This is a genomic window from Stenotrophomonas sp. YJH_SMC_131 (assembly GCF_059367975.1).
In genome coordinates this window covers 552550-577374 of record NZ_JCAFRJ010000002.1, presented here as the reverse complement: position 1 = coordinate 577374, position 24825 = coordinate 552550, and the positions used below count along the sequence as shown (strand labels likewise).

Annotated in this window: 20 protein-coding genes and 1 tRNA gene; 9 read left to right on the top strand and 12 right to left on the bottom strand. The window is 67.8% G+C overall.

Annotated features, from left to right (window positions below; genetic code table 11):
* Positions 1 to 75: 75 nt before the first annotated feature.
* Positions 76 to 846, bottom strand: a complete 771-nt coding sequence (locus tag AC5P56_RS06450; protein WP_032956141.1) for an RNA methyltransferase — start codon at positions 844 to 846, stop codon at positions 76 to 78.
* A gap of 120 nt (positions 847 to 966) precedes the next feature.
* Between AC5P56_RS06450 and AC5P56_RS06445 the strand changes: the two genes are divergently transcribed.
* Positions 967 to 1794, top strand: a complete 828-nt coding sequence (locus AC5P56_RS06445) for an inositol monophosphatase family protein (protein WP_005417749.1) — start codon at positions 967 to 969, stop codon at positions 1792 to 1794.
* A 666-nt stretch (positions 1795 to 2460) separates the two neighbouring features.
* Here AC5P56_RS06445 and htpX read toward each other — a convergent pair.
* On the bottom strand, positions 2461 to 3327 hold the full coding sequence (gene htpX, locus AC5P56_RS06440; protein WP_014647806.1) for a protease HtpX: 867 nt from the start codon (positions 3325 to 3327) through the stop codon (positions 2461 to 2463).
* Positions 3328 to 3420: 93 nt separating this feature from the next.
* Between htpX and gluQRS the strand changes: the two genes are divergently transcribed.
* From gluQRS to phaR, 3 genes are all read left to right on the top strand, one after another.
* Positions 3421 to 4341, top strand: coding sequence for a tRNA glutamyl-Q(34) synthetase GluQRS (gene gluQRS, locus AC5P56_RS06435; RefSeq protein ID WP_495231499.1), 921 nt, complete (start codon positions 3421 to 3423; stop codon positions 4339 to 4341).
* A gap of 17 nt (positions 4342 to 4358) precedes the next feature.
* Positions 4359 to 5099: a beta-ketoacyl-ACP reductase gene (locus AC5P56_RS06430; protein ID WP_014647808.1), complete on the top strand. Its 741-nt coding sequence runs from the start codon at positions 4359 to 4361 to the stop codon at positions 5097 to 5099.
* A gap of 182 nt (positions 5100 to 5281) precedes the next feature.
* Entirely contained in the window at positions 5282 to 5815 is a 534-nt protein-coding gene (gene phaR / locus AC5P56_RS06425; RefSeq protein ID WP_041864232.1) for a polyhydroxyalkanoate synthesis repressor PhaR, read from the top strand.
* A 74-nt stretch (positions 5816 to 5889) separates the two neighbouring features.
* Here phaR and AC5P56_RS06420 read toward each other — a convergent pair whose 3' ends face one another.
* From AC5P56_RS06420 to AC5P56_RS06395, 6 genes are all read right to left on the bottom strand, one after another.
* Positions 5890 to 6852 (bottom strand): TraB/GumN family protein, encoded by a 963-nt coding sequence (locus AC5P56_RS06420; protein ID WP_329768320.1) that lies wholly within the window; start codon positions 6850 to 6852, stop codon positions 5890 to 5892.
* A gap of 2 nt (positions 6853 to 6854) precedes the next feature.
* Positions 6855 to 7784 carry a DUF1684 domain-containing protein gene (locus tag AC5P56_RS06415; RefSeq protein ID WP_014647811.1) on the bottom strand — a complete coding sequence of 310 codons (930 nt, stop codon included), beginning with the start codon at positions 7782 to 7784 and terminating at the stop codon, positions 6855 to 6857.
* A gap of 11 nt (positions 7785 to 7795) precedes the next feature.
* Positions 7796 to 9700, bottom strand: a complete 1905-nt coding sequence (mutL, locus tag AC5P56_RS06410) for a DNA mismatch repair endonuclease MutL (RefSeq protein ID WP_445391805.1) — start codon at positions 9698 to 9700, stop codon at positions 7796 to 7798.
* Positions 9701 to 9846: 146 nt separating this feature from the next.
* A complete protein-coding gene (locus AC5P56_RS06405; protein ID WP_046431749.1) occupies positions 9847 to 11415 on the bottom strand; it encodes an N-acetylmuramoyl-L-alanine amidase in 1569 nt (522 codons plus the stop codon).
* Positions 11416 to 11497: 82 nt separating this feature from the next.
* Positions 11498 to 11980 carry a tRNA (adenosine(37)-N6)-threonylcarbamoyltransferase complex ATPase subunit type 1 TsaE gene (gene tsaE / locus AC5P56_RS06400; RefSeq protein WP_049405932.1) on the bottom strand — a complete coding sequence of 161 codons (483 nt, stop codon included), beginning with the start codon at positions 11978 to 11980 and terminating at the stop codon, positions 11498 to 11500.
* On the bottom strand, positions 11977 to 13461 hold the full coding sequence (locus tag AC5P56_RS06395) for an NAD(P)H-hydrate dehydratase (protein ID WP_262093558.1): 1485 nt from the start codon (positions 13459 to 13461) through the stop codon (positions 11977 to 11979). Before AC5P56_RS06395 ends, tsaE begins: the two co-directional genes overlap by 4 nt.
* 23 nt (positions 13462 to 13484) lie before the next feature.
* Here AC5P56_RS06395 and queG point away from each other — a divergent pair, with 23 nt between their 5' ends.
* The gene (gene queG, locus AC5P56_RS06390) at positions 13485 to 14555 is read left to right on the top strand and encodes a tRNA epoxyqueuosine(34) reductase QueG (protein ID WP_014647816.1); all 1071 of its coding nucleotides are present in this window, start codon (positions 13485 to 13487) and stop codon (positions 14553 to 14555) included.
* Positions 14556 to 14599: 44 nt separating this feature from the next.
* Positions 14600 to 15931 (top strand): exodeoxyribonuclease VII large subunit, encoded by a 1332-nt coding sequence (gene xseA, locus AC5P56_RS06385; protein ID WP_046431756.1) that lies wholly within the window; start codon positions 14600 to 14602, stop codon positions 15929 to 15931.
* A gap of 628 nt (positions 15932 to 16559) precedes the next feature.
* Here the strand turns inward: xseA and AC5P56_RS06380 are convergent.
* Entirely contained in the window at positions 16560 to 17456 is an 897-nt protein-coding gene (locus AC5P56_RS06380) for a M48 family metallopeptidase (RefSeq protein ID WP_495231498.1), read from the bottom strand.
* Positions 17457 to 17540: 84 nt separating this feature from the next.
* Positions 17541 to 19427 carry a formylglycine-generating enzyme family protein gene (locus AC5P56_RS06375; protein ID WP_329768322.1) on the bottom strand — a complete coding sequence of 629 codons (1887 nt, stop codon included), beginning with the start codon at positions 19425 to 19427 and terminating at the stop codon, positions 17541 to 17543.
* An 84-nt stretch (positions 19428 to 19511) separates the two neighbouring features.
* Here AC5P56_RS06375 and rnd point away from each other — a divergent pair, with 84 nt between their 5' ends.
* Both rnd and AC5P56_RS06365 read left to right on the top strand, forming a co-directional pair.
* Complete coding sequence (gene rnd, locus AC5P56_RS06370; RefSeq protein ID WP_014647819.1) at positions 19512 to 20591, top strand: ribonuclease D; 1080 nt, start codon at positions 19512 to 19514, stop codon at positions 20589 to 20591.
* Positions 20592 to 20680: 89 nt separating this feature from the next.
* The gene (locus AC5P56_RS06365; RefSeq protein WP_495231497.1) at positions 20681 to 21754 is read left to right on the top strand and encodes a hypothetical protein; all 1074 of its coding nucleotides are present in this window, start codon (positions 20681 to 20683) and stop codon (positions 21752 to 21754) included.
* Between the two features lie 71 nt (positions 21755 to 21825).
* Here AC5P56_RS06365 and AC5P56_RS06360 read toward each other — a convergent pair whose 3' ends face one another.
* Positions 21826 to 24156 (bottom strand): TonB-dependent receptor, encoded by a 2331-nt coding sequence (locus tag AC5P56_RS06360; protein WP_046431763.1) that lies wholly within the window; start codon positions 24154 to 24156, stop codon positions 21826 to 21828.
* Between the two features lie 231 nt (positions 24157 to 24387).
* Between AC5P56_RS06360 and AC5P56_RS06355 the strand changes: the two genes are divergently transcribed.
* Positions 24388 to 24463, top strand: a tRNA-Ala gene (locus tag AC5P56_RS06355).
* A gap of 61 nt (positions 24464 to 24524) precedes the next feature.
* Here AC5P56_RS06355 and AC5P56_RS06350 read toward each other — a convergent pair.
* Positions 24525 to 24698, bottom strand: coding sequence for a hypothetical protein (locus AC5P56_RS06350; protein WP_006457496.1), 174 nt, complete (start codon positions 24696 to 24698; stop codon positions 24525 to 24527).
* Positions 24699 to 24825: the final 127 nt, after the last annotated feature.

The following is a 24825-nucleotide window of genomic DNA, read 5'->3' as shown; positions in this document are numbered from 1 at the left end:
GCCCTTCGCAGACCCGACACAGGCTTCATCCCCCCTGGGTATCCGGACAGACTACCCGAAAAAATGAGAACGTCGTCAGCTGTCCTTGTTGCCCGCTTGTGCCAGTCGCGCCATGCGCTGGGTGTCGGCCAGGATGCCGCGCAACAGGCGCACTTCCTGCTCGCTCGGCTCGCTGCGCAGGAACAGGCGGCGCAGCTTGCGCATCGCTGATTCCGGTGCGCGGCCCTTGTGGAAATCGATCTCGTCCAAGGTGTCGCCGAGCTGGGCGAAGAAGCTCTCCATCTGCTCATGGCTGGCGGCCTGTTCGCGGAAACCCGGCTCGGCGTCGGCGGCCGGCTGCGCGCCCAGCAGCTGCATGCGCGTTTCATAGGCCAGCACCTGCACCGCGGCTGCCAGGTTGAGCGAGCTGAACGCCGGGTCGGATGGAATATGCACCGCCGCATGGCAGAGCTGCAGTTCCTCGTTGGTCAGCCCGGTGCGCTCGCGACCGAACACCAGCGCCACCTCGGCGCCCTCGCCCGCCTTGGCCACCGCACGGGCGGCGGCATCGGCCGGCAGGTACTCCTCCAGCTGGACGCGGCGGGCACGGGCGGTGCAGCCCAGCACCAGTCGGCAATCGGCCACGGCCTCGGCCAGGGTGGCCACCACCGGGGCGTCCCCCAGCACGTCTTCGGCACCGGCCGAGCGGCGGAAAGCCTCCTCGTCCAGCGGTTTTTCGGGGGCGACCAGCACCAGGCGGGCCAGGCCCATGGTCTTCAGGGCACGGGCGGCAGCGCCCATGTTGCCGGGGTGCTGGGTACCGACCAGGACGAATCGGAGGCGGGTGGCGGCGGGAAACTGGGACATGAACAGGGAAAAGGTCGAGCTGGACGATGACCAATGGTAAACTGTGCGGCCGGCCACTGCGCCGGACCCGCTCTTTTCCCCCGCCAGTCCATCTCTTCTGCCTTTCCGGGAGCCCACGCCATGCAGAAACCCGCCGTCACCGTCATGGTCAAGGCCGCCCGCCTCGCCGGCAACGTCCTGTTGCGCAACATCAACAAGCTCGAGGCACTGAACGTGGTGCAGAAGGGCCGGATGGACTACGCCAGCGAAGTGGATGCGGACGCGGAAAAGGTCATCGTCAAGGAACTCAAGCGCGCTTACCCGGACTACGGCATCTTCGGCGAAGAAGGTGGCGTGCAGGGCGAGCGCCGCCAGATGTGGGTCATCGACCCGCTGGACGGCACCAGCAATTACCTGCGCGGCGTGCCGCACTACTGCGTGTCGATCGCCCTGGTCGAGAATGGCGAACCGACCGATGCGGTCATCTTCGACCCGCTGCGCAATGAACTGTTCACCGCAAGCCGTGGCGCTGGCGCCGTGCTGAACGACCGCCGCATCCGCGTGGCCGATCGCAAGGACCTGGAAGGCACGATGATCCACACCGGCTTCGCGCCGCGCGAGCGCAGCCGTGCCAGCGCCCAGCTGAAGGCGGTTGACGCCCTGCTGGTGCACGGCGAGGACATCCGCCGCACCGGCTCGGCCGCACTGGACCTGGCCTACGTGGCCTGCGGCCGCGCCGACGCCTACTTCGAAGCCGGCGTGAAGGCGTGGGACATCGCCGCCGGCCTGCTGCTGGTCCGCGAGGCGGGTGGCAAGGTCTGCGACTTCAAGGGCGCGACCCTGGGCCGCATGGACAACCGTGGCCCGGAGACCCACCAGATCGTGGCCGGCAACCTGAAGGTGGCCGAGTCGCTGCAGAAGGTGCTGGTCAACACCGGCTATGCGGCGGAGTTCGACGCGAAGTTCTGAGGTTTCGCGTAATGCGGTTCATGGAGACGGCACCTGCGAGGGTGCCGTTTTCGTTTGCGCGCACGGAGAGTCGTTTCCGCGACCGCGGAGGGGTGTCACTTTCTTTGCGCGCAAAGAAAGTAACCAAAGAAACGCTCCGCCGGCCGCGAGCCGTCGCTACGCGACGGTTCCCTGCGCTTCTCGGAGAATCAGGGGACGGCGCCGAACTCGCTGCGCTCAGACACCGGCGCCTCTTCGCCCCTGATTCCCCTGCGATGCTCGGCTCGCTCAAGGCGGACTGGAAGGTCAAGATCAAGAACAACAGCATCCACGCGTCGCGAAGATGTACTGGGTGCAGCTGTGGCATTTGACCTTGGGTCCGCCTTGAGCGAGCCGAGCACCGCAGGTCCGGCGAGGGCGAAGAGGTGCGGGTGTCTGAGCGCAGCGAGTTCCCGCACCGTCCCTCGACGGGCAGAGGAGCGCAGGGTACCGGCGTGCGCAGCACGTCGGCTCGCGCCCCGGCGGCGTGTTTCTTTGGTTACTTTCTTTGCACGAGCAAAGAAAGTGACACCTCCCCGCAGGCGCGGAAACGATCCGCCGGGCACGATCCGGCATCAGCAATGCATCGCGCAAACAAAAACGCCCGGCGCGGGGCCAGGCGTTCCTGCACTACCGTGGAGCGGTGGCTTACGCCGCCGTCGACGCCCGCAGCGCGGCGATGCGCTCTTCCAGCGGCGGGTGGCTCATGAACAGCTTCTTGGCCGTCGAACCGGAAATGCCGAAGGCGGCAATCTGGGTCGGCAGCGTGCTCTGGCCGTGGTTGAGCTGCAGGCGCTCCAGCGCGGCGATCATCTTCTGGCGGCCCGCCAGCGAGGCACCACCCGCATCGGCACGGAACTCGCGGTGGCGCGAGAACCACATCGAGATCATCGTGGCGAACAGGCCGAACACCATCTCCAGCACGAACACGATGATGTAGTAGGCGAAGCCGCGGCCGCCGCCTTCGCGGTTGCCCGACAGCGCGCTGTCGATGATGCCGCCGACCACGCGGGCCAGCACGATCACGAAGGTGTTCAACACGCCCTGCAGCAGTGCCATGGTGATCATGTCACCGTTGGCGACGTGGGCGATCTCGTGGCCCAGCACCGCTTCGGCCTCGTCTTCACTCATGTTGTGCAGCAGGCCGGTGGACACCGCCACCAGCGCGTTGTTGCGGTTGGCACCGGTGGCGAAGGCATTGATCTCCGGGCCGTCATAGACCGCCACCTCGGGCATGCCGATGCCGGCCGCCTTGGCCTGCCGTTCGACGGTGGCCAGCAGCCAGCGCTCGGTCTGGTTGCGCGGCTCGGTGATCACCACCGCACCGGTGGAGCGCTTGGCCATCCACTTGGACAGCAGCAGCGAGATGAAGGAGCCACCGAAGCCGAAGATCGCGGCCATGACCAGCAGGCCACTCATCTGGCTCGGATTGACCCCCAGCAACGACATCACGATGCTGGCGAGGATCAGGACCGCGAAGTTGGTCGCCAGGAACAGGGCAATGCGGGTAAACATGGGAAAATCCGGCTCGGAAGGGGTCGATACCAGTCAATTTGCGGTGTGGTCAGCTTGAATTCAAGCGCCAACCTGACCGACGATTCAGCCAGCATGACCTCCCCCATTTCCTGCGGCCGCTTCGCGCCCTCGCCGACCGGCCTGCTCCACCCCGGATCCCTGCTTGCCGCCTTCGGCAGCTGGCTGCTCGCCCGCCATCACGGCGGCCTGTGGCGGCTGCGCATTGAAGACGTCGATCCGCCGCGCACGGTGCCTGGCGCCGCGGAGGCACAACTGCAGGCGCTGGCCGCCTTCGGCCTCACCCATGACGGCCCGGTCCTGTGGCAGAGCGCGCGCGGGGAGGCCTACCAGGCCGCGCTCGACGTGCTGCTGGCCAGCGATCTGGCCTTTGTCTGCCACTGCAGCCGCAGCGAACTGGCCGCCAGCGGCGGCATCCACCACCGCTGCGTTGCGCGACAGCCACGACCGGACCCTGCCGTCCGCTTCCGCGTGCCACGCGGCAGCATCGTGCACTTCAATGATGGCCTGCGCGGGCCGCAGCACCAGGACGTGCATGCCGAGGTTGGCGACTTCGTGCTGCGCCGTGCAGATGGCTGCTGGGCCTACCAGTTGGCCGTGGTGGTCGATGACGCCGAACAGGGCGTGACCGAAGTGGTGCGCGGCGCCGACCTGCTCGATTCCACCGCGCGGCAGATCCTGCTGCAGCAGGCGCTGGGCCTGGCCGTGCCACGCTACTGGCACCTGCCGCTGCTGCTCGATGCACCGGGGCACAAACTGTCCAAGTCGCTGGCGTCGCTGCCGGTGGACAGCACGCGGCCGGTGCCGGTATTGCGCGCGCTCTGGCAGCTGCTGGACCAGGCGCCTGCCGCACTGGACGGCGCCGATGACCGGGATGCGCTGCTGGAGGCTGCGCAACGGGCGTTCGACCCGGCGCGGCTGCCGCGGACCGACATCCTGTTGCCGGCCGGCGCACTTTCCGCGCCGATGTTGCAGAATCCCCCTTCCCCCACCTGATACCCGGACAGCACTCCATGACATCTCGCGTCGCACTGGTCACCGGCGGAACCGGCGGCATCGGTACCGCCATCTGCCAACGCCTGGCCGACCAGGGCCACCGGGTCGCCACCAACTACCGCGACGAGGCCAAGGCCCGCGCCTGGCAGCAGGCGATGACCGAGCGCGGCTACCACGTGGCGATCTTCCCGGGCGATGTCTCCGATCCGGACAGCGCCGAAGCACTCGTGCGCGCCGTCGAGGCCGAGCTGGGCCCGGTCGAGATCCTGGTCAACAACGCCGGCATCACCCGTGACACCACCTTCCACCGCATGCGCGCGGACCAGTGGCACGATGTGATCAACACCAATCTCAACTCGGTGTTCAACGTCACCCGGCCGGTCATCGAGGGCATGCGCCGCCGCGGCTGGGGCCGGGTCATCCAGATCAGCTCGATCAACGGCCTGAAGGGCCAGTACGGCCAGGCCAACTACGCTGCGGCCAAGGCCGGCATGCACGGCTTCACCATCTCGCTGGCCCGCGAGAACGCCGGCTTCGGCATCACTGTCAACACCATTTCGCCCGGCTACGTCGCCACCGACATGGTGATGGCGGTTCCGGAGGACGTGCGCGCCAAGATCATCGCCGACATCCCGACCGGACGCCTCGGCAAGCCGGAAGAAATCGCCTATGGCGTGTCCTTCCTGGTGGCCGAGGAAGCCTCGTGGATCACCGGCAGCAACCTGGACATCAACGGCGGCCACCACATGGGCTGGTGAGCCGCGCACGGGGCGCCGCGGCATGCACCGGCGGCCCCTGCCGATGGTCATGCTGCGCAGCACGCAAACCCTTGTTGCGCAACATGATCGCCCCTGAAAGCCAAGCCTGGCGGGGGCTGGGGCGGTTGCAACCGCTGCTGCACTGCGCCATGCTGCGCGTCTACTGTGACGAGTACCGCTTCATGGCTGCGACCCGCATCATCAAGAAGTATCCGAACCGCCGTCTCTACGACACCGAGATCTCCAGCTACATCACCATCGAGGACGTGCGCCAGCTGATCCTGGATGGTGAAGACTTCGAAGTCCGCGACGCCAAGAGCGGCGACGACCTCACTCGATCGGTCCTGCTGCAGATCATCGCCGACCAGGAACAGGACGGCGAACCGATGCTGTCCACCCAGCTGCTGAGCCAGCTGATCCGCTTCTACGGCGATTCCCTGCAGGGCTTCATGGGCAACTATCTGGAGCGCAGCATGCAGGTCTTCCTCGACCAGCAGCAGCAGTTCCGCCAGCAGATGGGCAACCTGCTGGGCCAGACCCCGTGGGCGATGATGAACCAGCTGACCGAGCGCAACCTGGAGTTGTGGCAGGAGTTCCAGCGCAGCATGGGCAGCGGTTTCGGTGGCCCGCGCCCCGGCGGTACCGGAACGGGAACCGGCACCGGCAACAAGCCCGGCGAACCGGGCACCGGCACCGGCGGCAAGACCCGCCGCTGAACGGCAGCTACGGCTGATACGAAAACGGCGCGCCCCTGGCGCGCCGTTCTGTTTGGCATCGCGCCAACGATGCGTCAGCGTTGCGCCTTGCACCCCGTGCACACGCGCTCGACCTTGTAGCCCTTGGCCTTCAGCTTCTCGACCACGCCATCACTGCCCAGCAGGTGCAGCGTGCCGACCACCACCAGCGTACCGCCCTGCCCGGCCTGCAGGTACGGCTGCAGCTTCGGCACCCAGGCATCGTTGCGCCCGGTGTTGATGCGCTGGTACAGCTGCGGATACTGCTGGCGCATCTCCGCCGCCATCTTGGTCCACAGCAGGCGCTCGTCGCCGCGACGCCATGCATCATGCAGCAGCCGCGCCTGCTCATCGGCCTTGCCGGCCTGGTCCAGCGCTTCGGCCAGCATCTGCCGCTGCTCCTGCACCGTCATCCCGTCAAGCATGCCGATCTGGGTATCGATGTCCTCCAGGCCCGCCGTCTTGCGACCGGTCTTCTGCGCACGCTCCATGAAGTGACGGTCCAGGCCCAGCGCCGGGTCCAGGCCCAGCTTCTGCATCTGCCCGACCGAAATGCTCAGGCCGACAAACCAGGCCTTCATGCCCTGCATCTGCGCCAGCGGCAGCTGGTTCTGGGCAGCAAAGGCCTGCAGCTTCTGCCAGGTCGGCGCATCCAGATCACGCTTCAGCTCGCTGCCATCGGTGCGGGTCGCGGCCTGCACCATGCGGCTGGCCAGCTGCGGCGACTGCATGTCTTCCGGCGACAGCTCGAACACCACCCGCTGCGAGGCCTCGAACGCCTGCTCGACATCGGGCGACAGCGGGTAGTCCTGCGGCTTCAGCAGGTGGAACGACCCCAGCAGGTAGACGCGTGCATCGCCCGGGCCGGTGACTTTCCACAACAGCGGTACGGGCGGCTTGGCCGCCGCGGCGGTCGCGGCCGCAGCCGTGGTGCCCGGCGCATCGCGGGCAGTGGCCAGGGGTGCCATCGCGCACGCCGCCATCAGCAGCGCGGCACGGAACAGGTGTTTGATCGGCATGGTCAGCCTTCTCCTTCAGGCAGGTGGTACGCCTTCTCGCCCGCTTCCACGCGCAGATCCAGCCGGTTTTCCGGTGGCGCCAGCGGACAGGTGGCGTAGGCGGTGAACGCGCACGGCGGGTTGTAGGCATGGTTGAAATCGATGCGCACGGTGCCGTCTGCGGCGGGCGCATCGGTATCCAGGTAGCGCCCGGCCGGATAGCTGCCGCGGCCGCTGGTGCGGTCGGCGAAGATCAGGAACAGCGGCTGCCCGGGCGCACCGATCGCTTCCAGCCGCCAGCTGCGACCATCGCGTTCGAACTCGACCGCGCCGGCATTGGGCATCTCGGTGGTCAGGCCGGTGATGTCGACGATCGGCAGGGTCTTGCCCGGCGGGTGCGCGATGAAGCGCGCCTGCACCTGCCAGTCCACGCCGCCCGGCCAGTACTGCAGGCCGGCAAAGTCACGCCGCGCAGGCGCATCGGCATGCTTGACCCGCAGCGCGTCCCGCGGCCCCCGGCGGATGATGCTGAGCTGGCCCTTGCCGCCATCGAAGGCCAGCAGCGTCGGTTGCGCGTCCTTGTCGGTGTCAACGCGGATGCGGCCGCGCACCGGCAGGCCATCATGACTGACATCGACACCGGCTTCAGGCGTGAACCACCACTGCGTCCCTTCGCGACGCAGCAGGCCCAGCTTGTCCGGGCCAACCGTCAGGCGGATGCCGTTGGTAGCGCCGCTGCCAACGAAATGCGATTTGTTCTGCAGCCAGTGCAGGCCCACCAGCGCCGTCCAGCCATCGGGCCGGGTCAGGTCCTGGTAGCGCGCTACACGCCATTGTTGCTGCGCGGCCGCGTAGGCCGGATCTTCAGCGGCCGTCGGCACCGGCGGTGTTGCCGGGCTGCAGGCGGCCAACACCACGGCGGCCAGCAGGCCCGCCATTCCCCGATAACGCATCGATGCTCCCCTCAACGTCCGCGCAGGAACCAGCGGTCGATCTCCGCCAGCGAAAAACGGGCCCAGGTCGGTCGGCCGTGGTTGCACTGGCCGGACCGTTCGGTGATTTCCATGTCGCGCAGCAGCGCGTTCATTTCCGGCAGGGTCAAGCGCCGGTTGGCACGCACCGCGCCGTGGCAGGCCATGGTCGAAAGCAGTTCGTCGCGTGCACTGGCCACGCGGCGGCTCTGGCCATGCTCGCGCAGGTCGGTCAGCACGTCGCGCAGCAGCCCTTCCGGTTCGGCATGCGCCAACAATGCCGGAATACTGCGCACGTGCAGCGAACCGCGGCCGGCACGGGTCACCTCGAAGCCGAGCGCCGCCAGGGTTTCAGCTTCGCTCTCGGCGGTGTCGGCCTCGCGCTCGCCCACTGCCAGCGTGATCGGCACCAGCAACGGCTGCGACTGCAGGCCGATGCCATCGTGCGCGTTCTTCAGGCGCTCGTAGCCGATGCGTTCGTGGGCCGCATGCATGTCGACCACGATCAGGCCTTCGGCGTTCTCGGCCAGGATGTAGATGCCATGCAGCTGCGCGATCGCATAGCCCAGCGGCGGCACGCCTGCGTCGGCACTGGTGACCGGCAGTCCGTTCTCGGTCGGCATCGGCGGCAGCGCAGCACCGCGCTCGGCGCCGGCCGGTGCGGCATACAGCGCGGCATAGGCAGCCGGTGCATCGGCCACCTGCAGGCCCAGCGGCTGCTGCGGGCGCCATCCGGAGAATCCGCCACCACCACCTCCCGAGCCGGCACCCGGCGCGGGCCCACGCACCAGCCCGAATCCCGACGCGCCTGCGCTCGATGCCATCGGCATGGCCGTGGCATCCACCGGCTGCGCAGCACCGGCACCGATCTCCTGCGCCGACATGCCGGCGCGGGTATCGGCCAGCGCATCCTTCAGCGTGCGGTAGACGAAATCATGGACCAGCCGCGAATCACGGAAGCGCACTTCGTGCTTGGCAGGGTGCACGTTGACGTCGACGCGGGTCGGATCCAGTTCCAGGAACAGCACATAGGCCGGCTGGCGGCCGTGGTACAGCACATCGCCGTAGGCCATCTTCACTGCGTGGGCGACGCTGCGGTCACGCACCGAGCGACCGTTGACGTACAGGTACTGCTGGTCGGCGCTCGCGCGCGAATAATGCGGCTGCGCGATCCAGCCATGCAGGCGCAGTCCGGCACCGCTGTGGTCCACGCGCACGGCCTGGTTGGCGAAATCCTCGCCCAGCGTTTCGGCAAGGCGTGTATCGGAATACAGATCGCCCGGCTTGTAACGACGCGAGGCCTTGCCGTTGTGCGACACGCGCAGCTCGACATCCGGCCGTGCCAGCGCCAGCGAACGCAGCCACTCTTCGATATGGCCCAGTTCGGTGCGCTCGGCGCGCAGGAACTTGCGCCGCGCCGGCACGTTGTAGAACAGCTCGCGCACTTCCACCGTGGTGCCCGGCGCGTGCGCGCGCGGGGTCACCTCGCCGATCTTGCCGCCTTCGATCTGCAACGCCGAACCGTGCTCGTCATGCGCGCGGCGCGAGGCCAGGGTGAAGCGGCTGACCGAGGCGATCGAAGGCAGCGCTTCACCGCGGAACCCCAGCGTTGCCACCGATTCCAGATCGTCCAGGTCGGCGATCTTGCTGGTGGCGTGGCGCGATACCGCCAGCGGCAGCTGCTCCGGTGCGATGCCGCTGCCATTGTCACGGATGCGGATCAGGCGCACACCGCCCTCTTCCAGATCGATGTCGACGCGGCTGGCGCCGGCATCGATCGCGTTCTCGACCAGTTCCTTGACCACCGACGCGGGCCGTTCGACCACTTCGCCAGCGGCGATCTGGTTGATGAGGATCTCCGGCAACGGCCGGATCGGGCGCGGACCGGGCGCGCTCATGGGAGGTGATGGGCAGCAGACTTCATGGGTCGATGATAGCGGAGCTGCCGAGGATAGAGTCGAGCCATGCTCGACTGCGGGCTACCGACAAGGCCCAGTCGAGCGCGGCTCGACTCTACGGAAAGCAGCAACCCGCCTTCGGCGGCTTACTTGCTGCCGCCGGCCATGGTGCCGGCCGCGTCGATCTCGGCCTGGGCGCGGGCCGCATACAACGTCCCCGGCGGCGGCTGGCGGCTGAAGAAGGTGTGCACGCCGTCCAGCACGGCGCCAGCGATCTTGCGCTGGTACGCCGGGTCCATCAGGCGGCGTTCTTCATCCGGATTGGAGATGAACGCGGTTTCCACCAGCATCGCCGGCATGTCCGAGGTGCGCAGCACCGCGAAGTTGGCGCGCTCGATGTTCGGCTTGTGGTTGTTGCCGATCCGCTTCAGGCCGCCCAGCACGTGGCCGGCCGCGTCTTCGGACGCCTTCATGTAGCCGCTCTGCGCCAGGTCCAGCAGCACGTTGGCCAGGGTGCCTTCGGTCTGCTGCAGGCGCACGCCACCGACCAGGTCGGCCGCGTTTTCCTTGTCCGCCAGCCAGCGGGCGCGCTGCGAAGAGGCGCCCTTGGTCGACAGCACGTAGACCGATGAGCCCGTGGCCGAGCGGTTTTCGGCCGCGTCGGCATGGATCGAGATGAAGATGTCCGCCTTGTTCGCACGCGCCTTCTGCGCACGCATAGGCAGCGGAATGAACACGTCGCTGTCGCGCGTCAGGTAGGCCTTCAGGCCTGGCGTGGCGTTGACCTGGCGGGCCAGCTCGCGCGCCACTGCCAGAGTGACATCCTTCTCGCGCTTGCCGGTCGGGCCGATCGCACCCGGGTCCTGGCCGCCGTGTCCGGGATCGATCGCCACCACCAGGTGGCGCATGCCCGCCTGCATGCGGATACGCGACGCATCGCTGGGCATGACAGGACGCGGCGGTTCCACCGGCGTCGGTGCCGGTGTAGGCACGGTGGCCGGCGGCGTGGTCACCACCGCTGCGGTGCGCTGGCCGGCGAGGATCGCGGCCGGCGAGGACGACGGCGTGCTGCTGGCGGTGACACCGGCCGCAGCAACCTGGGCCGGCGCGGTGGTCGGTGCCGGGGTCGGCGTGGCTGGTGCGGCGGCAGTGGCGCTGGCCTGCTGCTGTACCTGTGCGGTCAGCAGGGCCGTGGCACGCGCGGCATCGGTGCGCGACTGCGCGCTCTCGGCCGGAGTCGGTACAGGTGCAGCTCCCGCCGCGGGCGCCTGCGGCTGGACGGCTGGCGTCGCCGCCGGGCGGCTGCTGGCCACGGCCGGGCCATCGCCCGGCCATTCGATCACCAGCTTGGATTCATTGCCCTCGCGCTGCATCTGCGGGCGGAACGGCGCCACCGATTCGGCGAGGTCGAAAACGACGCGGAACGTGCCCGGGACCGGCTGTCCGGTACGCACCGCCGTGACCACGCCCTGCGCGGCCGGCATCTTCAGGTTGCGTATGGCGCTGGAGTCGGGGAAATCGACCACCAGGCGGTTCGGGCCGGCCAGCGACAGGGTCTTGTAGCCGCCACTGCCGACCAGCGAGATCTCGGCACGGGTGCCGGTAGCGCCGGTGTTCAGCAGGACCTGTCGGACTTCACCCGCCCACGCACTGACGCTCGCCAGACCCAGTCCGACGGCGGCACAGATGGCGATGAGACGGTTCCCCGGGCGCATGGCTCAGGATTCAATCACCGCGCTGAACGGAATGCAACACCTTTTTCCTTAATAATCCGTAACCTGCCGGTCTTTGTTCTCGTCAGCCGACAGAAATGGCCTGCAAGTCGCCCCCTTGCGGCAACCGTTCCAGCCATTCATGTCCTACGTCGCTGGCCCCAGTGAGACGGACGCGTCGTCCCTGCCCCTCGATCTCCAGCGCCACCACCAGGTCGGTCGGCGGCAGCGCGCCGGCGCCCCGTTCCGGCCATTCGACCAGCCACAGCACCGCGCTGCCCTCGTCCAGGCCGAGGAAATCCAGCTCACCGGCCTGGCCGATGCGATACAGGTCCAGGTGCCACGCCTCGCCGCCACTGGCCAGCGGATAGCGCTCGACCAGGGTGTAGGTGGGGCTGCGGATCGCGCCCTGCACGCCCAGCGCGCGCAGCAGCGCGCGGGCCGTGGTGGACTTGCCGGCACCCAGGTCGCCGCGCAGTTCGATCAGCGCCTGCGGCGGCCGGGTGGCCGCCAGCCACTGCCCGAGCAGTTCGGTGGCGTCGCTGTCGGCAAGGAAGAATTCGGTCATGGGGAGAGGTCCGGGTTGGCCAGTCGCCGCAGCGGCGCCAGCAGATCAGTAGGAAGCAGGCCGCGCGCGCCATCGGCGGCAGCTGCATCGCCCGCCAGCGCATGCAGCAGCGCGCCCGCGGCCGCGGCATCGAAGGCCGCAAGGCCCTGCGCGCGCAGGCTGGCGATGATGCCGGTGAGCAGGTCGCCCATGCCTCCCACGGCCATCCCTGGGTTACCGGCAGCGATCAACCGGGGCGTTTTCCCAGGCGCTGCCACGATGCTGCCAGCGCCCTTCAGCACCACCACGGCATGGAAGCGCTCGGCCAGCATGTGCGCACAGGTGTAGCGGTCGGCCTGGATTTCAGCCGTGCTGCAGCCGAGCAGGCGCGCGGCCTCGCCCGGGTGCGGTGTGAGAATGGCATCGGGCAACGCGCGCGGATCCTGCGCCAGCAGGTTCAGGGCGTCAGCATCGACCACCAATGGCTTGTTGCTGGCCAGCACCCGCGCAAACAAGGCGCGTGCCCATTCGTCCTGGCCCAGACCGGGCCCGATCGCCACCACCTTCGCCTTGTCCAGCAGCGCCGGCAGCACATCGCCATCTTCCAGTGCATGGGTCATGGCCTCGGGCAACCGGGCCAGCAGTGGACCGACGTGGTCGCGGCGGGTGCCCAGGCTCAACAGCCCCGCACCCGCGCGCAAGGCGGCTTCGGCCGCCATCGCGATGGCACCGCCGCTGCCATGGTTGCCGCCGACGCACAGCACGTGCCCGGATTCGCCCTTGTGGGTATTGGCGCGGCGCGGTGGCAACAGGGCCCGCAACCTCACCTGCGTCCAGTGCTCCGCAGCGGGTACCACGCCTTGCCAGGCCGCCGCGGGCAACAGCAGGGGCGCCAGGACCTTGTGCCCGCAATGATCCAGCGCATCGCCGGAATACAGCCCGCGATGCGCCACGATGAACTGCAGGGTCAGTGCAGCGCGCACTGCTACGCCCGGCACCGCCCCACGGTCGGCATCGACGCCACTGGGAACATCCAGCGCCAGCACCGGCGCAGTCTGCGCGTTGAGCGCGGTAATCAACGCCTGCGCCGTACCCTCCGGCGCGCGATCAAAGCCCAGCCCGAACAGGGCATCGACCCAGACGTCGGCCTCGGGCAGCATGCCGTCGAAATCGGTGATGGTGCCGCCGCCGGACCTGAATTCAGATGCTGCACGCTGTGCCAGCGCGGTCGAGGGCGGCCTGCCCGGCAGGGCGATCACTGTCACCTCGCGCCCGGCCTGCAGCGCGTGACGGGCCAGCACATGGCCATCGCCCCCATTGTTGCCAGCGCCGACCACCACGCCGATCCGCCGCGCCTGGGGCCAATGCTGCAGCAGGCACTGCCAGGCGGCCTGGCCGGCCTGCGCCATCAGGCCCCAGCCGCCGTCGGCGGCCAACGCCGAGGCCTGCGCATCAAGCGCACGCGCGGCAGCGGAATCGAACAGATCGGCAAGGTTGGCCATGCAGGGATTTTATACTGGTGCACATGTCCCCCGCCCCCACCCCTGTCGATCCGGTCCAGGCCGTGCAGCGCATCCGCGAACTGGCGCGTGCGCATGGCTTCCAGCGCTGCGGCATCGCTGGTATCGAACTGGGCGAGGATGAAGCGCACCTGGCCGACTGGCTGGGCCAGGGCCTGTACGGCACGATGGACTGGATGGCGCGCCACGGCACCTTGCGCGCGCGACCGGCCGAGCTGCTGCCCGGCACCGTGCGCGTGATTTCAGTGGGCATGGACTACAGCCACAAGGACGACACCGAAGCCTGGGCGACCCTGGCCGACCCGGGCCGCGCCTACGTGGCGCGCTACGCGCTGGGCCGCGACTATCACAAGCTGATGCGCAACCGCCTGCAGAAGCTGGCGACGCAGATCAACGATGAAGTAGCGCCACTGGGCTACCGCGTGTTCGTCGATTCCGCCCCCGTGCTGGAACGCGCACTGGCGCGCAACGCCGGCCTCGGCTGGATCGGAAAGCACACGTGCCTGATCGACCGCCATGGCGGTTCATGGTTCTTCATCGGCGAGATCTACATCGACATCCCGTTGCCGATCGACACGCCGGCCACGGCGCACTGCGGCACCTGCACGCGTTGCATCGATGTCTGCCCGACCCAGGCCATCACCGGTCCGCAGCGGCTGGACGCGCGGCGCTGCATTTCCTACCTGACCATCGAGCACGACGGCACCATTCCCGAAGACATGCGTCCGTTGATCGGCAACCGCATCTACGGCTGCGACGACTGCCAGCTGGTCTGCCCCTGGAACAAGTTCGCCAAGCGCACCGACGAAGCCGATTTCCGCGCGCGCAACAACCTCGATACCGCGCGCCTGGACCAGCTGTTCGCCTGGGACGAGGCCGAGTTCCTGCGCCGCACCGAGGGCAGCCCGATCCGCCGCAGCGGGCACGAGCGCTGGCTGCGCAACATCGCCGTGGCACTGGGCAACGCACCGTCCTCGGCCGAAGCATTGGCCGCGTTGCAGACCCGCGTCGATGATCCCTCGCCGCTGGTGCGTGAACACGTGCAGTGGGCGCTGGGCCAGCACACGGCGCGCTGACGTGCGATCCTGAGCCCCCGCTCCACCCGCAGCACGCCGTTCCCATGCAGCCACGCAACAACGACATTTTCACCCCCAGCCAGCTCAACACCCTGGCCCGCGACCTGCTGGAAGGCAGTTTCCCGGCGATCTGGGTCGAGGCCGAACTGGGCAGCGTGGCGCGTCCTGCCTCCGGTCACCTGTATTTCACCCTGAAGGACGCGCGTGCGCAGCTGCGTGCCGCAATGTTCCGGATGAAGGCGCAGTACCTGAAGTTCGTGCCGCGCGAAGGCATGCGCGTGCTGGTGCGCGGCAAGGTGACCCTGTACGACGCCCGTGGCGAGTACCAGATGGTGCTGGACCACATGGAAGAGGCGGGCGAAGGCGCACTGCGCCGCGCCTTCGAGGAACTGAAGGCACGGCTGGAGGCTGAGGGCCTGTTCGACCCGGCGCGCAAACGGCCACTGCCGGCGCATGTACAACGTCTGGCAGTGATCACCTCGCCGACCGGCGCCGCCGTGCGCGATGTGCTGAGCGTGCTCGGCCGCCGTTTCCCGCTGCTGGAAGTCGACCTGCTGCCGACCCTGGTGCAGGGCAGCAGCGCCGCCGCGCAGATCACCCGCCTGCTGCAGGCGGCCGATGCCAGTGGTCGCTACGACGTGATCCTGCTGACCCGCGGCGGCGGTTCGCTGGAAGACCTGTGGGCCTTCAATGACGAAGCCCTGGCCCGTGCGATCGCCGCCAGCCACACCCCAGTGGTTTCGGCGGTCGGCCACGAAACCGACTTCAGCCTCAGCGACTTCGCCGCCGACCTGCGTGCACCGACGCCTTCGGTGGCAGCTGAACTGCTGGTACCCGACCAGCGCGAACTGGCACTGCGCCTGCGCCGCACGGCCGCGCGCATGGTGCAGCTGCAACGGCATGCGATGCAGCAGGCGATGCAGCGCGCCGACCGCGCCCTGCTGCGCCTGAACGCCCAGAGCCCGCAGGCGCGGCTGGACTTGTTGCGCCGACGCCAGCTGGATCTGGGCCGGCGCCTGCATGCGGCGTTCAACCAGCAGCAGGAGCGCCGCGCCGCGCGCCTGCGTCATGCGGCGGCAGTGCTGCGCGGGCACCATCCGCAGCGCCAGCTCGATGCGATGCAGCGCCGTCTGGCTGCCCTGCGCGGGCGGCCGCAGGCCGCGATGCAGCGCCTGCTGGAGCGCGATGCACTGCGACTGCGCGGACTGGCGCGTTCACTTGAAGCAGTCAGCCCGCTGGCGACCGTGGCGCGTGGCTACAGCATCCTGACCCGCAGCGATGACGGTACGCTGGTGCGAAAGCTTGATCAGGTACAGTCCGGTGACGCCCTGCAGGCCCGCGTCGGCGACGGCGTGATCGACGTACAGGTCAAGTAAGGGGCGTTCGGCAGGGCTGCGCCCTGCACCTGCGGTAGTGCCGGCCGCTGGCCGGCAACCTCAACAGCAACAGCAAAAGCGGCTCTGGATTGCTGATGGTTTGGTGGGGCGGTGTGGCTGTGCAGGACACGCCGTAAACCCCGCTGCGCGGTCCGGCCCAGCCGCCGGCGGCTGTGCGTTCGGGCGCTTGCGAAGCAGTGCTTCGCAAGCAAAGCGCCCTCACCCTTGGGGGCTCGATGGCACCAACGGTCCTGCACAGCCACACCGCCCCACCTCTGACAGATTCCGATGACTGTTGGTAGGTGTCGAGCTTGGTCGACACGGTAGATCCTGTCAGATATCGAATCAATTCGGGGTCAGATCCGTTTTCCTACGGAAAACGGATCTGACCCCAAGAGCATTTCCGACAGACCGCAGCAAACTGTCGAAGGCGGGGTGGGTCCGGTTGCGGGAGTGTCCGCGGCATGGATGCCGCGGCCAAGCCCCCATGGAAGGGTTTACGGCGTCTCCCGCAACCGGACCCACCCCGCCATCCCTCAGGAAACCCGCTTCCGCTGTTGCTGCTGCCGGCCAGCGGCCGGCACTACCTACCGCGGGTGCAGGGCTGCAAGCCCTGCCGCCCCTCCCCCTACTTTGCCTGCTCGCAGAACTTCTGCCGGTACTCGAGCGCCTTCGGCATCAGCGCCTGCAGGTTCTGGATGCGGGTACCCGGGTTCGGGTGGGTGGAGGCGAACTCCGGCGGCGCCTGGCCGCCACTGGCCTGGCCCATGCGCTGCCACAGCGGCACCGCCTCGCGGGGATCGAAGCAGGCCGCTGCGGCCAGCATCAGCCCCACTTCATCGGCCTGCATCTCGTGGCTGCGCGCATAGGGCAGCAGGTAGCCGTAGCCCATCGCCGACATCATCATCTGTTGCTGCTGCGCATCCATGCCGCTGGCGGCACCAGCCATCTGCCCGATCTGGGTCAGCTTCTGCTGCGCCATCCGCTGTGCACCATGGCGTAGAAGCGCATGGGCGATCTCATGGCCCATCACCACCGCCATCGCGTCACGCGTACGCGCCACCGGCACCAGGCCGGTGTAGACCGCCATCTTGCCACCCGGCAGGCAGAACGCATTGGCCTGCTCGGACGGGATCACATTCACTTCCCACTGGAAATTCCGCGCGAAATGCGCCGGCTGCACGCCGTGCTCCTGTGCCAGCGCGGTCTCCACCACGTCCACCTTGGCGATCAGGCGCTGGGCGATGTCGCGCACATCACGCGCGATCGGCGCATTCGGATCCATCGGCCGTTCCTGCGACAGGATCTGCTGGTAGGCCTGCAGCCCGAGCGCGGTCTCCTGGCGCGCATCCAGGCTGCTGTCGATCATCACCTTCTCGCCAGTGTAGGGATCGACCGTGCGATTGGAGAACCAGTAGAACACCGCATAGCCCGCTGCCAGCAGCAGCACCCACCAGCGGATGTTGCCGAACAGGCCGCGCCGCTGCGGGCCTTGCGGCGAGCGGGAAAAGGGATCGTTGCGCATCGGTGTCTTCCAGCAGGCCCCGCCGGCCGGCGGGCACGGCGCAATCTTAGTGCGCGGACGCCAGCAGCGGGTGAAGCCCGATGCTCAGATGCCCCGCACCAGACGGAAGCCGATGCGCGCGTTGGTGGTGTCCGAGTCCTGCGATTGCCGCCAGGCCGCACGGGTCTGCTCGGGCGCATTGGCCCAGTTGCCGCCCCGGATCACCCGCGACCGGCAGCCCGGGTTGAACCAGGCGACACCATCGGACGGCGCACGCCGGTAGCTGGCATGCCAGCAGTCGGCCACCCACTCGCTGAGATTGCCGGCCATGTCGTGCAGGCCGAAGGCATTGGCTTGGAAACTGGCCACCGGCGCGGGCCCCCACCAGCCATCGCCATAGCCGACGAAGGCGTTGTGCCAGTGCCGCCCCGAGGGCGAGACATCCTTGCTGCCGGTGAAGTTGCCAGCGCCGGGCGGCGGCGTGCCGGCGTCGCCCCACGGATAACGGCCACTGCTGCCGGCACGCAGCGCGTACTCGAATTCGGCCTCGCTGGGCAGCCGGTAGCTGCGTCCTGTCTGCTCGGACAGCCACGCCGCGTAGTTTTCGGCATCACGCACGCTCACATGCATCACCGGCGAATTGCCCAGTGCGCGCGCGCCATCGTAATCGGAACGCCAGTCCACACCGCTGCGGCGGATGAAATTGCCGCTGCGCTCGTCATAGACCACCGAGTGGCCGCGCCGGGTCGCACGCGGCCGCGCATTGGTCGACTTCACATAGCGCTCGAAATCACTGACCGTGATCTCGGTGATCGCCATCGCAAACCCGCGGTCGAAGCGCACATAATGCGAGGGCCGCTCGGCATCGCTGGCACCGGGCTCGGCATCACCCGCGCCCATCTGGAAGCCACCATGCGGCACCACGATCATCTGCGGGCCGCGCCCGCCATCGCGCATGGCGTCGCTGAACACCTGCCCGGGACGGAAGCTGCCGTAATGGGTGGCCAGGTCGATGCGTTCGCGCAACTGGGCCACCACCGCATCCCCTGGCAAGGCGATGCGCAGGGCCTCGGCCAGCTTCTCGCGCGCCGGCTTCAGGCCCTGTGGCGTCGCCAGTTCGCGAAGGCCATCATCGCGCAGCTGCAGCAGTGCCGCCGCGCGGATCTGTTCGATACGTTCGAAGGCATCGGCAATGGCCGGTGATGAGTCACGGACCTTGCTGGCTTCGGCCAGCCAGGTGCCGGCGCTGGCAAAGTCACGCACCCGCGCCGCGTCCTCGGCACGGCGGATCAGGCCACTCTCGGCCGCCGCCAGGCCCTGCCGTGCCCGGCTGTTGTGTTCATCCAGGGCCAGCGCTTCACGGAAGTTGCCGATCGCTCCGTCACCGTCCTCACCGATCCGCCCCGAACGCAGGTCTTCCTCGCCGGCACGGTTGTAGGCCACCACGCGCTGGGCGAGCTCCACCCGTCCCTGCAGCGCGCGAACCTTCTCATCCTTCGGCGCCAGGGTCAGCAGCACCAGTGCCTGGCGGCTGGCCTCGGCCAGCGCCTCGCGCTGCTGCAGCGGCCGGACCAGCAGGGCATCGGCCTGCTGCTGAAGGCGCTGGCGGGCGCGCTGCAGGCCGTTGCGGGCTTGGCGGTCATCCGGGTCTTCTTCCTGCACCGCCAGCCACAGCGGAACCGCCGCGTCGGCGTCCTCGTACAGGCGCCCTTCGGCGAACGCCTTCTCGGCCGCGCGACGCAGCTGGGCCAGGCTGCGCCCCTGCCGATCGACCCGCGGTGGCGTCCACCGCTGCACATCCTCGGCGGCATCCTCACCGGCGATGGTGACGCTGCCCTGCGCCGCCTCCTGCGTCGCGTCCGCCTGCATGCCTTGCTGCGGCCGTGCGTCTTCGCCAGCAGCCGGTCCCGGCTCCGGTGTCGCCGAGGGCGACGGCGTGCAGCCGGCCAGGGCCAGGGCGGTGCACAGCACGGACGACAGCGGAAAACGCAAGCAGGATCTCCTTCGGCACGGATGCGGACCGACGTTAGGCTATTCTCCCCTGCCTGAGCAAACCCGAGTAGTAGGCCCTGACCCGTGGCAATCTGGATCACCACCCCCGCCGAGCTGGATCCGTACTTCCAGCAGCGTCCGGCCCGCATCGGCCTGGACACCGAATTCATCCGTGAACGCACCTTCTGGCCGCAGTTGGCCTTGGTGCAGATGGCGGTCGGGCAGGACATCCTGCTGATCGACCCCCTGATTCCCGGCATGACGGAGGCGCTGGCGCCGTGGCTGGCCGATGAATCGATCGTCAAGGTGATGCACAGCGCCAGCGAAGACCTGGTCGCCTTCAAGTGGGCCTGCGGCGTGTTGCCACGTCCGCTGTTCGACACCCAGATCGGCGCCTCGCTGGCCGGCATCGGTGGCGGTATGGGCTACCAGAAGCTGGTCGCGGAAATCACCGGCGTGGCGCTGGCCAAGGGCGAAACCCGTTCGGACTGGATGCGCCGCCCGTTGTCCGAGTCGCAGCTGCAGTACGCCGCCGACGATGTCGAGCACCTGTTCGCGCTGCATGACGCCATCGATGCCAGGTTGCAGGCGCTGGGCCGCCAGCAGTGGCTGCACGACGACGGCGAGCGCCTCTTGGCCAGCGTCGCCAATGACGAAGACCGTTGGCCGCACCTGGCGATGCGCTCGGCGCAGTTCCTCGACACGGCCGCACAGCATCGGCTGCTGCGTCTGCTGCGCTGGCGCGATGTGCAGGCACGCAGCAGCGACCGCCCGCGCAGCTGGATCCTGGACAACGAACTGGCCGCCACGCTGGCACGCACGCCACCGGCCGATGCCGCCGCACTGGGCAAGCTGTTCGAACAGTTCCCGAAGGCACCGCGCAAGCTCGCGGGCGCTGTGTGGCAGGCGCTGGATACGCCGCTGGCCGATGAGGCCGAAGCACCGCTGGCGCTGCCGGCCAACGACAGCAACAAGCAGGCACTGAAGAAGCTGCAGGACGCGGTCGCCGAGCGCAGCCGCGAACTGGGCCTGCCGGATGGCGTATTGGCCTCACGCAAGCATCTGGAAAGCTATCTGGAACGCCGCCAGTGGCCGGCCGCACTGGCCGGCTGGCGCCAGCAAGAGCTGGAAGCGCGGCTGCAGGCGCTGCTGCCGGCACGCTGAAGCACCGGGCGCCGGACCACGCCGGCGCCATGCACCTTGAGCCTGCAGGGGCCGTGCTAGGGTTTACCGGTACTGACAAGGAGACGTCGATGCAGACCCTCAAGATCGCGACCGCCTGCGCACTGCTGCTAACCACGTTGGGCCTGGCATGCTCTGGGCAGGCCGCACCGCTTTCCTATGCACAGGAAAGGGAGAACACAGCCAAGCTGGTGGACATCATTGACGGTGCCACCCGCGACGGTCTGGTTGCCGTGCTGGTGCCGGCCCCGTATGTCGTGCACAACGGCGGGCCAGGCATCGGCTCTCCGGTCCCCGGCTTTCATCTGGGCAAGCGCTCGACCGACCTGCCCGGGTTCTCGACGCGGGTGTCCTTCCAGCACAAGGACATTCCCTCCCAGGGCTATGTGCAGCTGTTCAACACCAACGAACTGGAAACCGGCCCGCAGCGGACGGTGTTGATGGACGTGTTCGAGGTGCATCTGATTCCGCCGGGCACCTATCTGCTGAACGGTGCGGAGAACTACCGCCTGAACACCCGCGTGGCCAAGCTGAAGCCGCTGGGGGCTACGGACGAAGTATCGAAGGACATCGGCGCCACCCGCCTGGCCGACGTCGATTACCGTTTCTATTCCTGGAAGAAGGTCTGGGTACCACCCGGCGTCCTGACCGATCAGCACTCCCAGCAGGTCTGCATCTCGGTGCATGTGGCCTCCGGCAACTGCGTGGCATGGGGCACCCAGAACTACGAAACCTCGCGCCCGACCGAAGGCTACTGGGATGACAGGATCGTCCCTGAAGACATCCCTGCCGTACGCATCCAGGCGGTCATTGCCAAGGCCCACGCGCCACTGGCCTTCACTGCCCGCGAAGGGCAGATCCTGCTCAGCCCCTTCATTGTTGCCGCCGACGGCGATATCGATTTCAACGCGAACGACTGCGCACCGGTCGACAAGCTGACGGGATGCGCCCTGCGCCGCTTCACGGTGCACTACCAACCCGCGCCGCTGGACGCTGCACGCAAGCACATCGCAATCACCTCGCGCGGCCTCAACGGCAAGCAGCGCAAGGTACTGGAGCGGATGGAGGCGATGCAGCTGCAGGTGCTGGGCCCCAGTGCGCCGTCCGATGCAGCGCTGGGCAAGGGCGTCAGCGCCACGCCGTGAGCACGGATGATGCCGAGCAACGAAAAACGGCGCTCGATGAGCGCCGTTTCCGTTACACGACGGGGTAAGCCTTACCAGTTCATGTTCAACGAGACACCGACGGTGCGCGGTTCGTTGTAGACCGCGGCCATGTAGTTCTCGATCACACCCTTGAGGTTCTTCTCGTTGGTGATGTTGCGCGCGAACAGCGCCACTTCATAGGCACCGTAGTTGCCCGAGTAGCCGATCTTCAGGCCGCCCTCGAAATCACCCTTGGAGTTGAACTCCTTGCTGTCGTACAGCACGAAGCTGGTGTAGCCCTGCTTGTTCCAGTCGGTGGACACGAACATGGTGCCCGCGTCGCTGACCGGGAAGTCGTAGCGGGCGGCCAGGTTGACGTTGTACTTCGGCGCGTTCGGCAGCGGGTTGCCGTCGATCTGCGCGAAGGTGTTGGCACCGACCTTGATGGTCGGGTCATTCACCGTGCACACCACCTTGCCGTTGAGGCCGCAGACCTGCGCGTAGACGCGCTTGTCCTTGATCTCGCTGTGCAGCAGGCTGACGCCGGCGCTCAGGGTCAGGTTCGGGATCGGGCGCAGCTCCATGTCCGCTTCGAAACCGTAGGCCTTGGCCTTGTCGGCATTGAACAGCACGCCGTTGCCGTCCGAATCGTTGCCGTTGAGCTGGATGTCATTGACGGTGTAGGTGAACGCGGTGGCGTTCAGGCGCAGGCGATTGTCCCACAGGCTGCTCTTCACGCCGGCTTCCCAGGACAGGATGGTCTCGGAATCGGCGGTGGTGAAGTCGGCATTGAACACCGCCGAACGGCCCTGGATGGTCGGGCCGCGGAAGCCGCGTGCGACCTTCGCATAGACGCTCACGTCCGGCGTGATCTGGTACATCGCGCTCAGATCCCAGCTCGGGGTGGTGTCGGACATCTTGACGTCGGTGCGGCCCTTGTAGGTCACCACGCCGGCGGCGGTGTCAGCGGTCTTCAGCAGGCGGGTGTGCTTCTCGTCCTTGGTCTGGCGCAGGCCGGCCGTGACGGTGAACTTGTCGGTGAAGGCGTAGCTCAGCTGGCCGAAACCGGCCCACGAGGTGTTCTTGTTGCGCAGGCGCACCCAGTTGTTCGGGTTGCGGGCCGCACCCTGCAGGAACCACGCACGCTGGTAGAAGTCGGTGGTGTCGCTGCCGTTGAAGTAGAACGCACCGGCCTGCCACTGCAGGGCGCTGTCGTCATGGCTGGCCAGGCGGAATTCCTGGGTCCACTGGTCCAGGTCGCGGATGCGGCCCATCGACTGGCCGTAGCCGTTCGGCACGCCGTTGACCGGGAAGTTCACCGCAGCGCCGCCGTCGGTGTCGCCACGGCTGTAGCCGGAGGTGGTTTCGTAGGCGGTGATCGAGGTGAAGTCGATCGCGCCGAAGTCGTAACGCGCCTTCACCGAGCCACCGTAGGTCTTGTAGGCCTGCGGGTTGTTGTCGGCTTCGTCGTAGGCGACCTGGTCGCGCGGCACGTCGGTCTTGTTCGAGCCCTTGGTCAGCGCACCACGCAGGAACAGGGTCGAGGTGCCTTCGTAATCACGGGCGTGGGCCGAGGCCAGGATCGAGAACTGGTCGCTCGGGGTCAGCAGCAGCTGCGCGCGCACGTTGCGGTCATCGAAGCCGCCCATGGCGTTCTTCTTCGGGCTGACCGTGCCGTCAGCGCTCGGGCCCTTGTAGGTGTTGTCAACGTAGTCGTCGCGGTGCTGGTACAGCGCCGACACGCGGAACGAGGCGATGTCGTTGATCGGGCCGCCAAAGCCGCCGTCGATCGACACGCTGTTGTAGGTCGCATAGCTGGCGCTGACGCGGCCGGTGTAGTCCTGGGTCGGCTTCAGCGTGTCGAACTTGATGATGCCGGCGGTGGTGTTGCGGCCGAACAGCGAGCCCTGCGGGCCGCGCAGCACTTCCACCTGGTCCACGTCATAGACCGGGTTGGACTTCAGCACCACGTGCTCCAGCACCACGTCGTCCTGGATGATCGACACCGGCTGCGAGGCACCCAGGTAGAAGTCGATGTTGCCCAGGCCGCGGATATAGAAGCGCGGGAAGATGCGGCCGGTGGTGGTTTCCGCATACAGGCTCGGCACGCGGCCGGACAGCGCCAGCAGGGTGTCGTCGCCGCCGGCGGTGAAGTCGCGCATGCGCTCGCCCTGCACCACGCCCACCGAGACCGGCACTTCCTGCAGGTTCTGCTCGCGGTGCTCGGCGGTCACGGTGATCGTGTCCAGGCCCGTCGGGGTCGGCGCGCTGTCCTGCGCGGCGGCACCAAAGCTGCCGACCAGGGCCAGGCCGGCACAGGCCAGGGCCAGCGGATGGCGGCGGAAGGAAACGAAGGAAGACGACATACCCGACAGGCGGCGGGAATCGGAATGGGAGGGCATGGAATGCTCTGAGGAGGCGTCCGTGCGGCCTGCGCGAGCCGGGCGGCAAAAAGGAGGAGAACTGCGCAAGCCGCCATTATCCCCCAAATTGTTACGATTTCGTTGCGCGGCATCCGGGCCCGACAAACCGGACGGTTTCGGCACAGTGCACGCCTTCATGCCACGCCGTCCGGCACATCCCGGATCGGCTTGGCAAGGCGCAGCCAGTTGGATACACTGAAGCCCTGCCGTGGGGCCATAGCTCAGCTGGGAGAGCGCGTCGTTCGCAATGACGAGGTCAGGAGTTCGATCCTCCTTGGCTCCACCACTCATTAAGAAGACCCGCCGATCGTCGCGATCTGCGGGTTTTTTCTTGCATCGATCACGAGTCAGGCAGGTTCCTGATCCCCGTCCTTGCGGCGTGGACCACGCGAATGCGTATCACGCACCTGCTGATCGCGCTGCCCCGGCCGCTGCTTTGCCACGTCCTCCTGCGCCCTGTCCTGACGGCTTTCCTGTACGCCCTGTTTCGGATCGCCAGGGTCTTTGTCGCGCTCGCTCATCGAAGTCTCCTGTGCCGGCGAAGGCCGATCAGGACTTCACGCTAGAGGCTGCGCAGTGATCCGCAGGTCAGGCCCGCGCGAACAGCGTGTGCAGTTCCGCTTGCCGCCGCAGCTCACGGCTCTGCAG

What these genes read in the sequence shown, in the direction of transcription:
- tsaE (WP_049405932.1), bottom strand. Translation starts at nt 11,980, where the DNA reads ATGACCGAATTCTTCCTTGCCGACAGCGACGCCACCGAACTGCTCGGG.
- AC5P56_RS06415 (WP_014647811.1), bottom strand. Translation starts at nt 7,784, where the DNA reads ATGCGTTATCGGGGAATGGCGGGCCTGCTGGCCGCCGTGGTGTTGGCC.
- AC5P56_RS06350 (WP_006457496.1), bottom strand. Translation starts at nt 24,698, where the DNA reads ATGAGCGAGCGCGACAAAGACCCTGGCGATCCGAAACAGGGCGTACAG.
- gluQRS (WP_495231499.1), top strand. Translation starts at nt 3,421, where the DNA reads ATGACCTCCCCCATTTCCTGCGGCCGCTTCGCGCCCTCGCCGACCGGC.
- queG (WP_014647816.1), top strand. Translation starts at nt 13,485, where the DNA reads ATGTCCCCCGCCCCCACCCCTGTCGATCCGGTCCAGGCCGTGCAGCGC.
- phaR (WP_041864232.1), top strand. Translation starts at nt 5,282, where the DNA reads ATGGCTGCGACCCGCATCATCAAGAAGTATCCGAACCGCCGTCTCTAC.
- AC5P56_RS06445 (WP_005417749.1), top strand. Translation starts at nt 967, where the DNA reads ATGCAGAAACCCGCCGTCACCGTCATGGTCAAGGCCGCCCGCCTCGCC.
- AC5P56_RS06405 (WP_046431749.1), bottom strand. Translation starts at nt 11,415, where the DNA reads ATGCGCCCGGGGAACCGTCTCATCGCCATCTGTGCCGCCGTCGGACTG.
- AC5P56_RS06420 (WP_329768320.1), bottom strand. Translation starts at nt 6,852, where the DNA reads ATGCCGATCAAACACCTGTTCCGTGCCGCGCTGCTGATGGCGGCGTGC.
- xseA (WP_046431756.1), top strand. Translation starts at nt 14,600, where the DNA reads ATGCAGCCACGCAACAACGACATTTTCACCCCCAGCCAGCTCAACACC.
- AC5P56_RS06380 (WP_495231498.1), bottom strand. Translation starts at nt 17,456, where the DNA reads ATGCGCAACGATCCCTTTTCCCGCTCGCCGCAAGGCCCGCAGCGGCGC.
- AC5P56_RS06430 (WP_014647808.1), top strand. Translation starts at nt 4,359, where the DNA reads ATGACATCTCGCGTCGCACTGGTCACCGGCGGAACCGGCGGCATCGGT.
- AC5P56_RS06395 (WP_262093558.1), bottom strand. Translation starts at nt 13,461, where the DNA reads ATGGCCAACCTTGCCGATCTGTTCGATTCCGCTGCCGCGCGTGCGCTT.
- mutL (WP_445391805.1), bottom strand. Translation starts at nt 9,700, where the DNA reads ATGAGCGCGCCCGGTCCGCGCCCGATCCGGCCGTTGCCGGAGATCCTC.
- AC5P56_RS06360 (WP_046431763.1), bottom strand. Translation starts at nt 24,156, where the DNA reads ATGCCCTCCCATTCCGATTCCCGCCGCCTGTCGGGTATGTCGTCTTCC.
- AC5P56_RS06450 (WP_032956141.1), bottom strand. Translation starts at nt 846, where the DNA reads ATGTCCCAGTTTCCCGCCGCCACCCGCCTCCGATTCGTCCTGGTCGGT.
- AC5P56_RS06365 (WP_495231497.1), top strand. Translation starts at nt 20,681, where the DNA reads ATGCAGACCCTCAAGATCGCGACCGCCTGCGCACTGCTGCTAACCACG.
- htpX (WP_014647806.1), bottom strand. Translation starts at nt 3,327, where the DNA reads ATGTTTACCCGCATTGCCCTGTTCCTGGCGACCAACTTCGCGGTCCTG.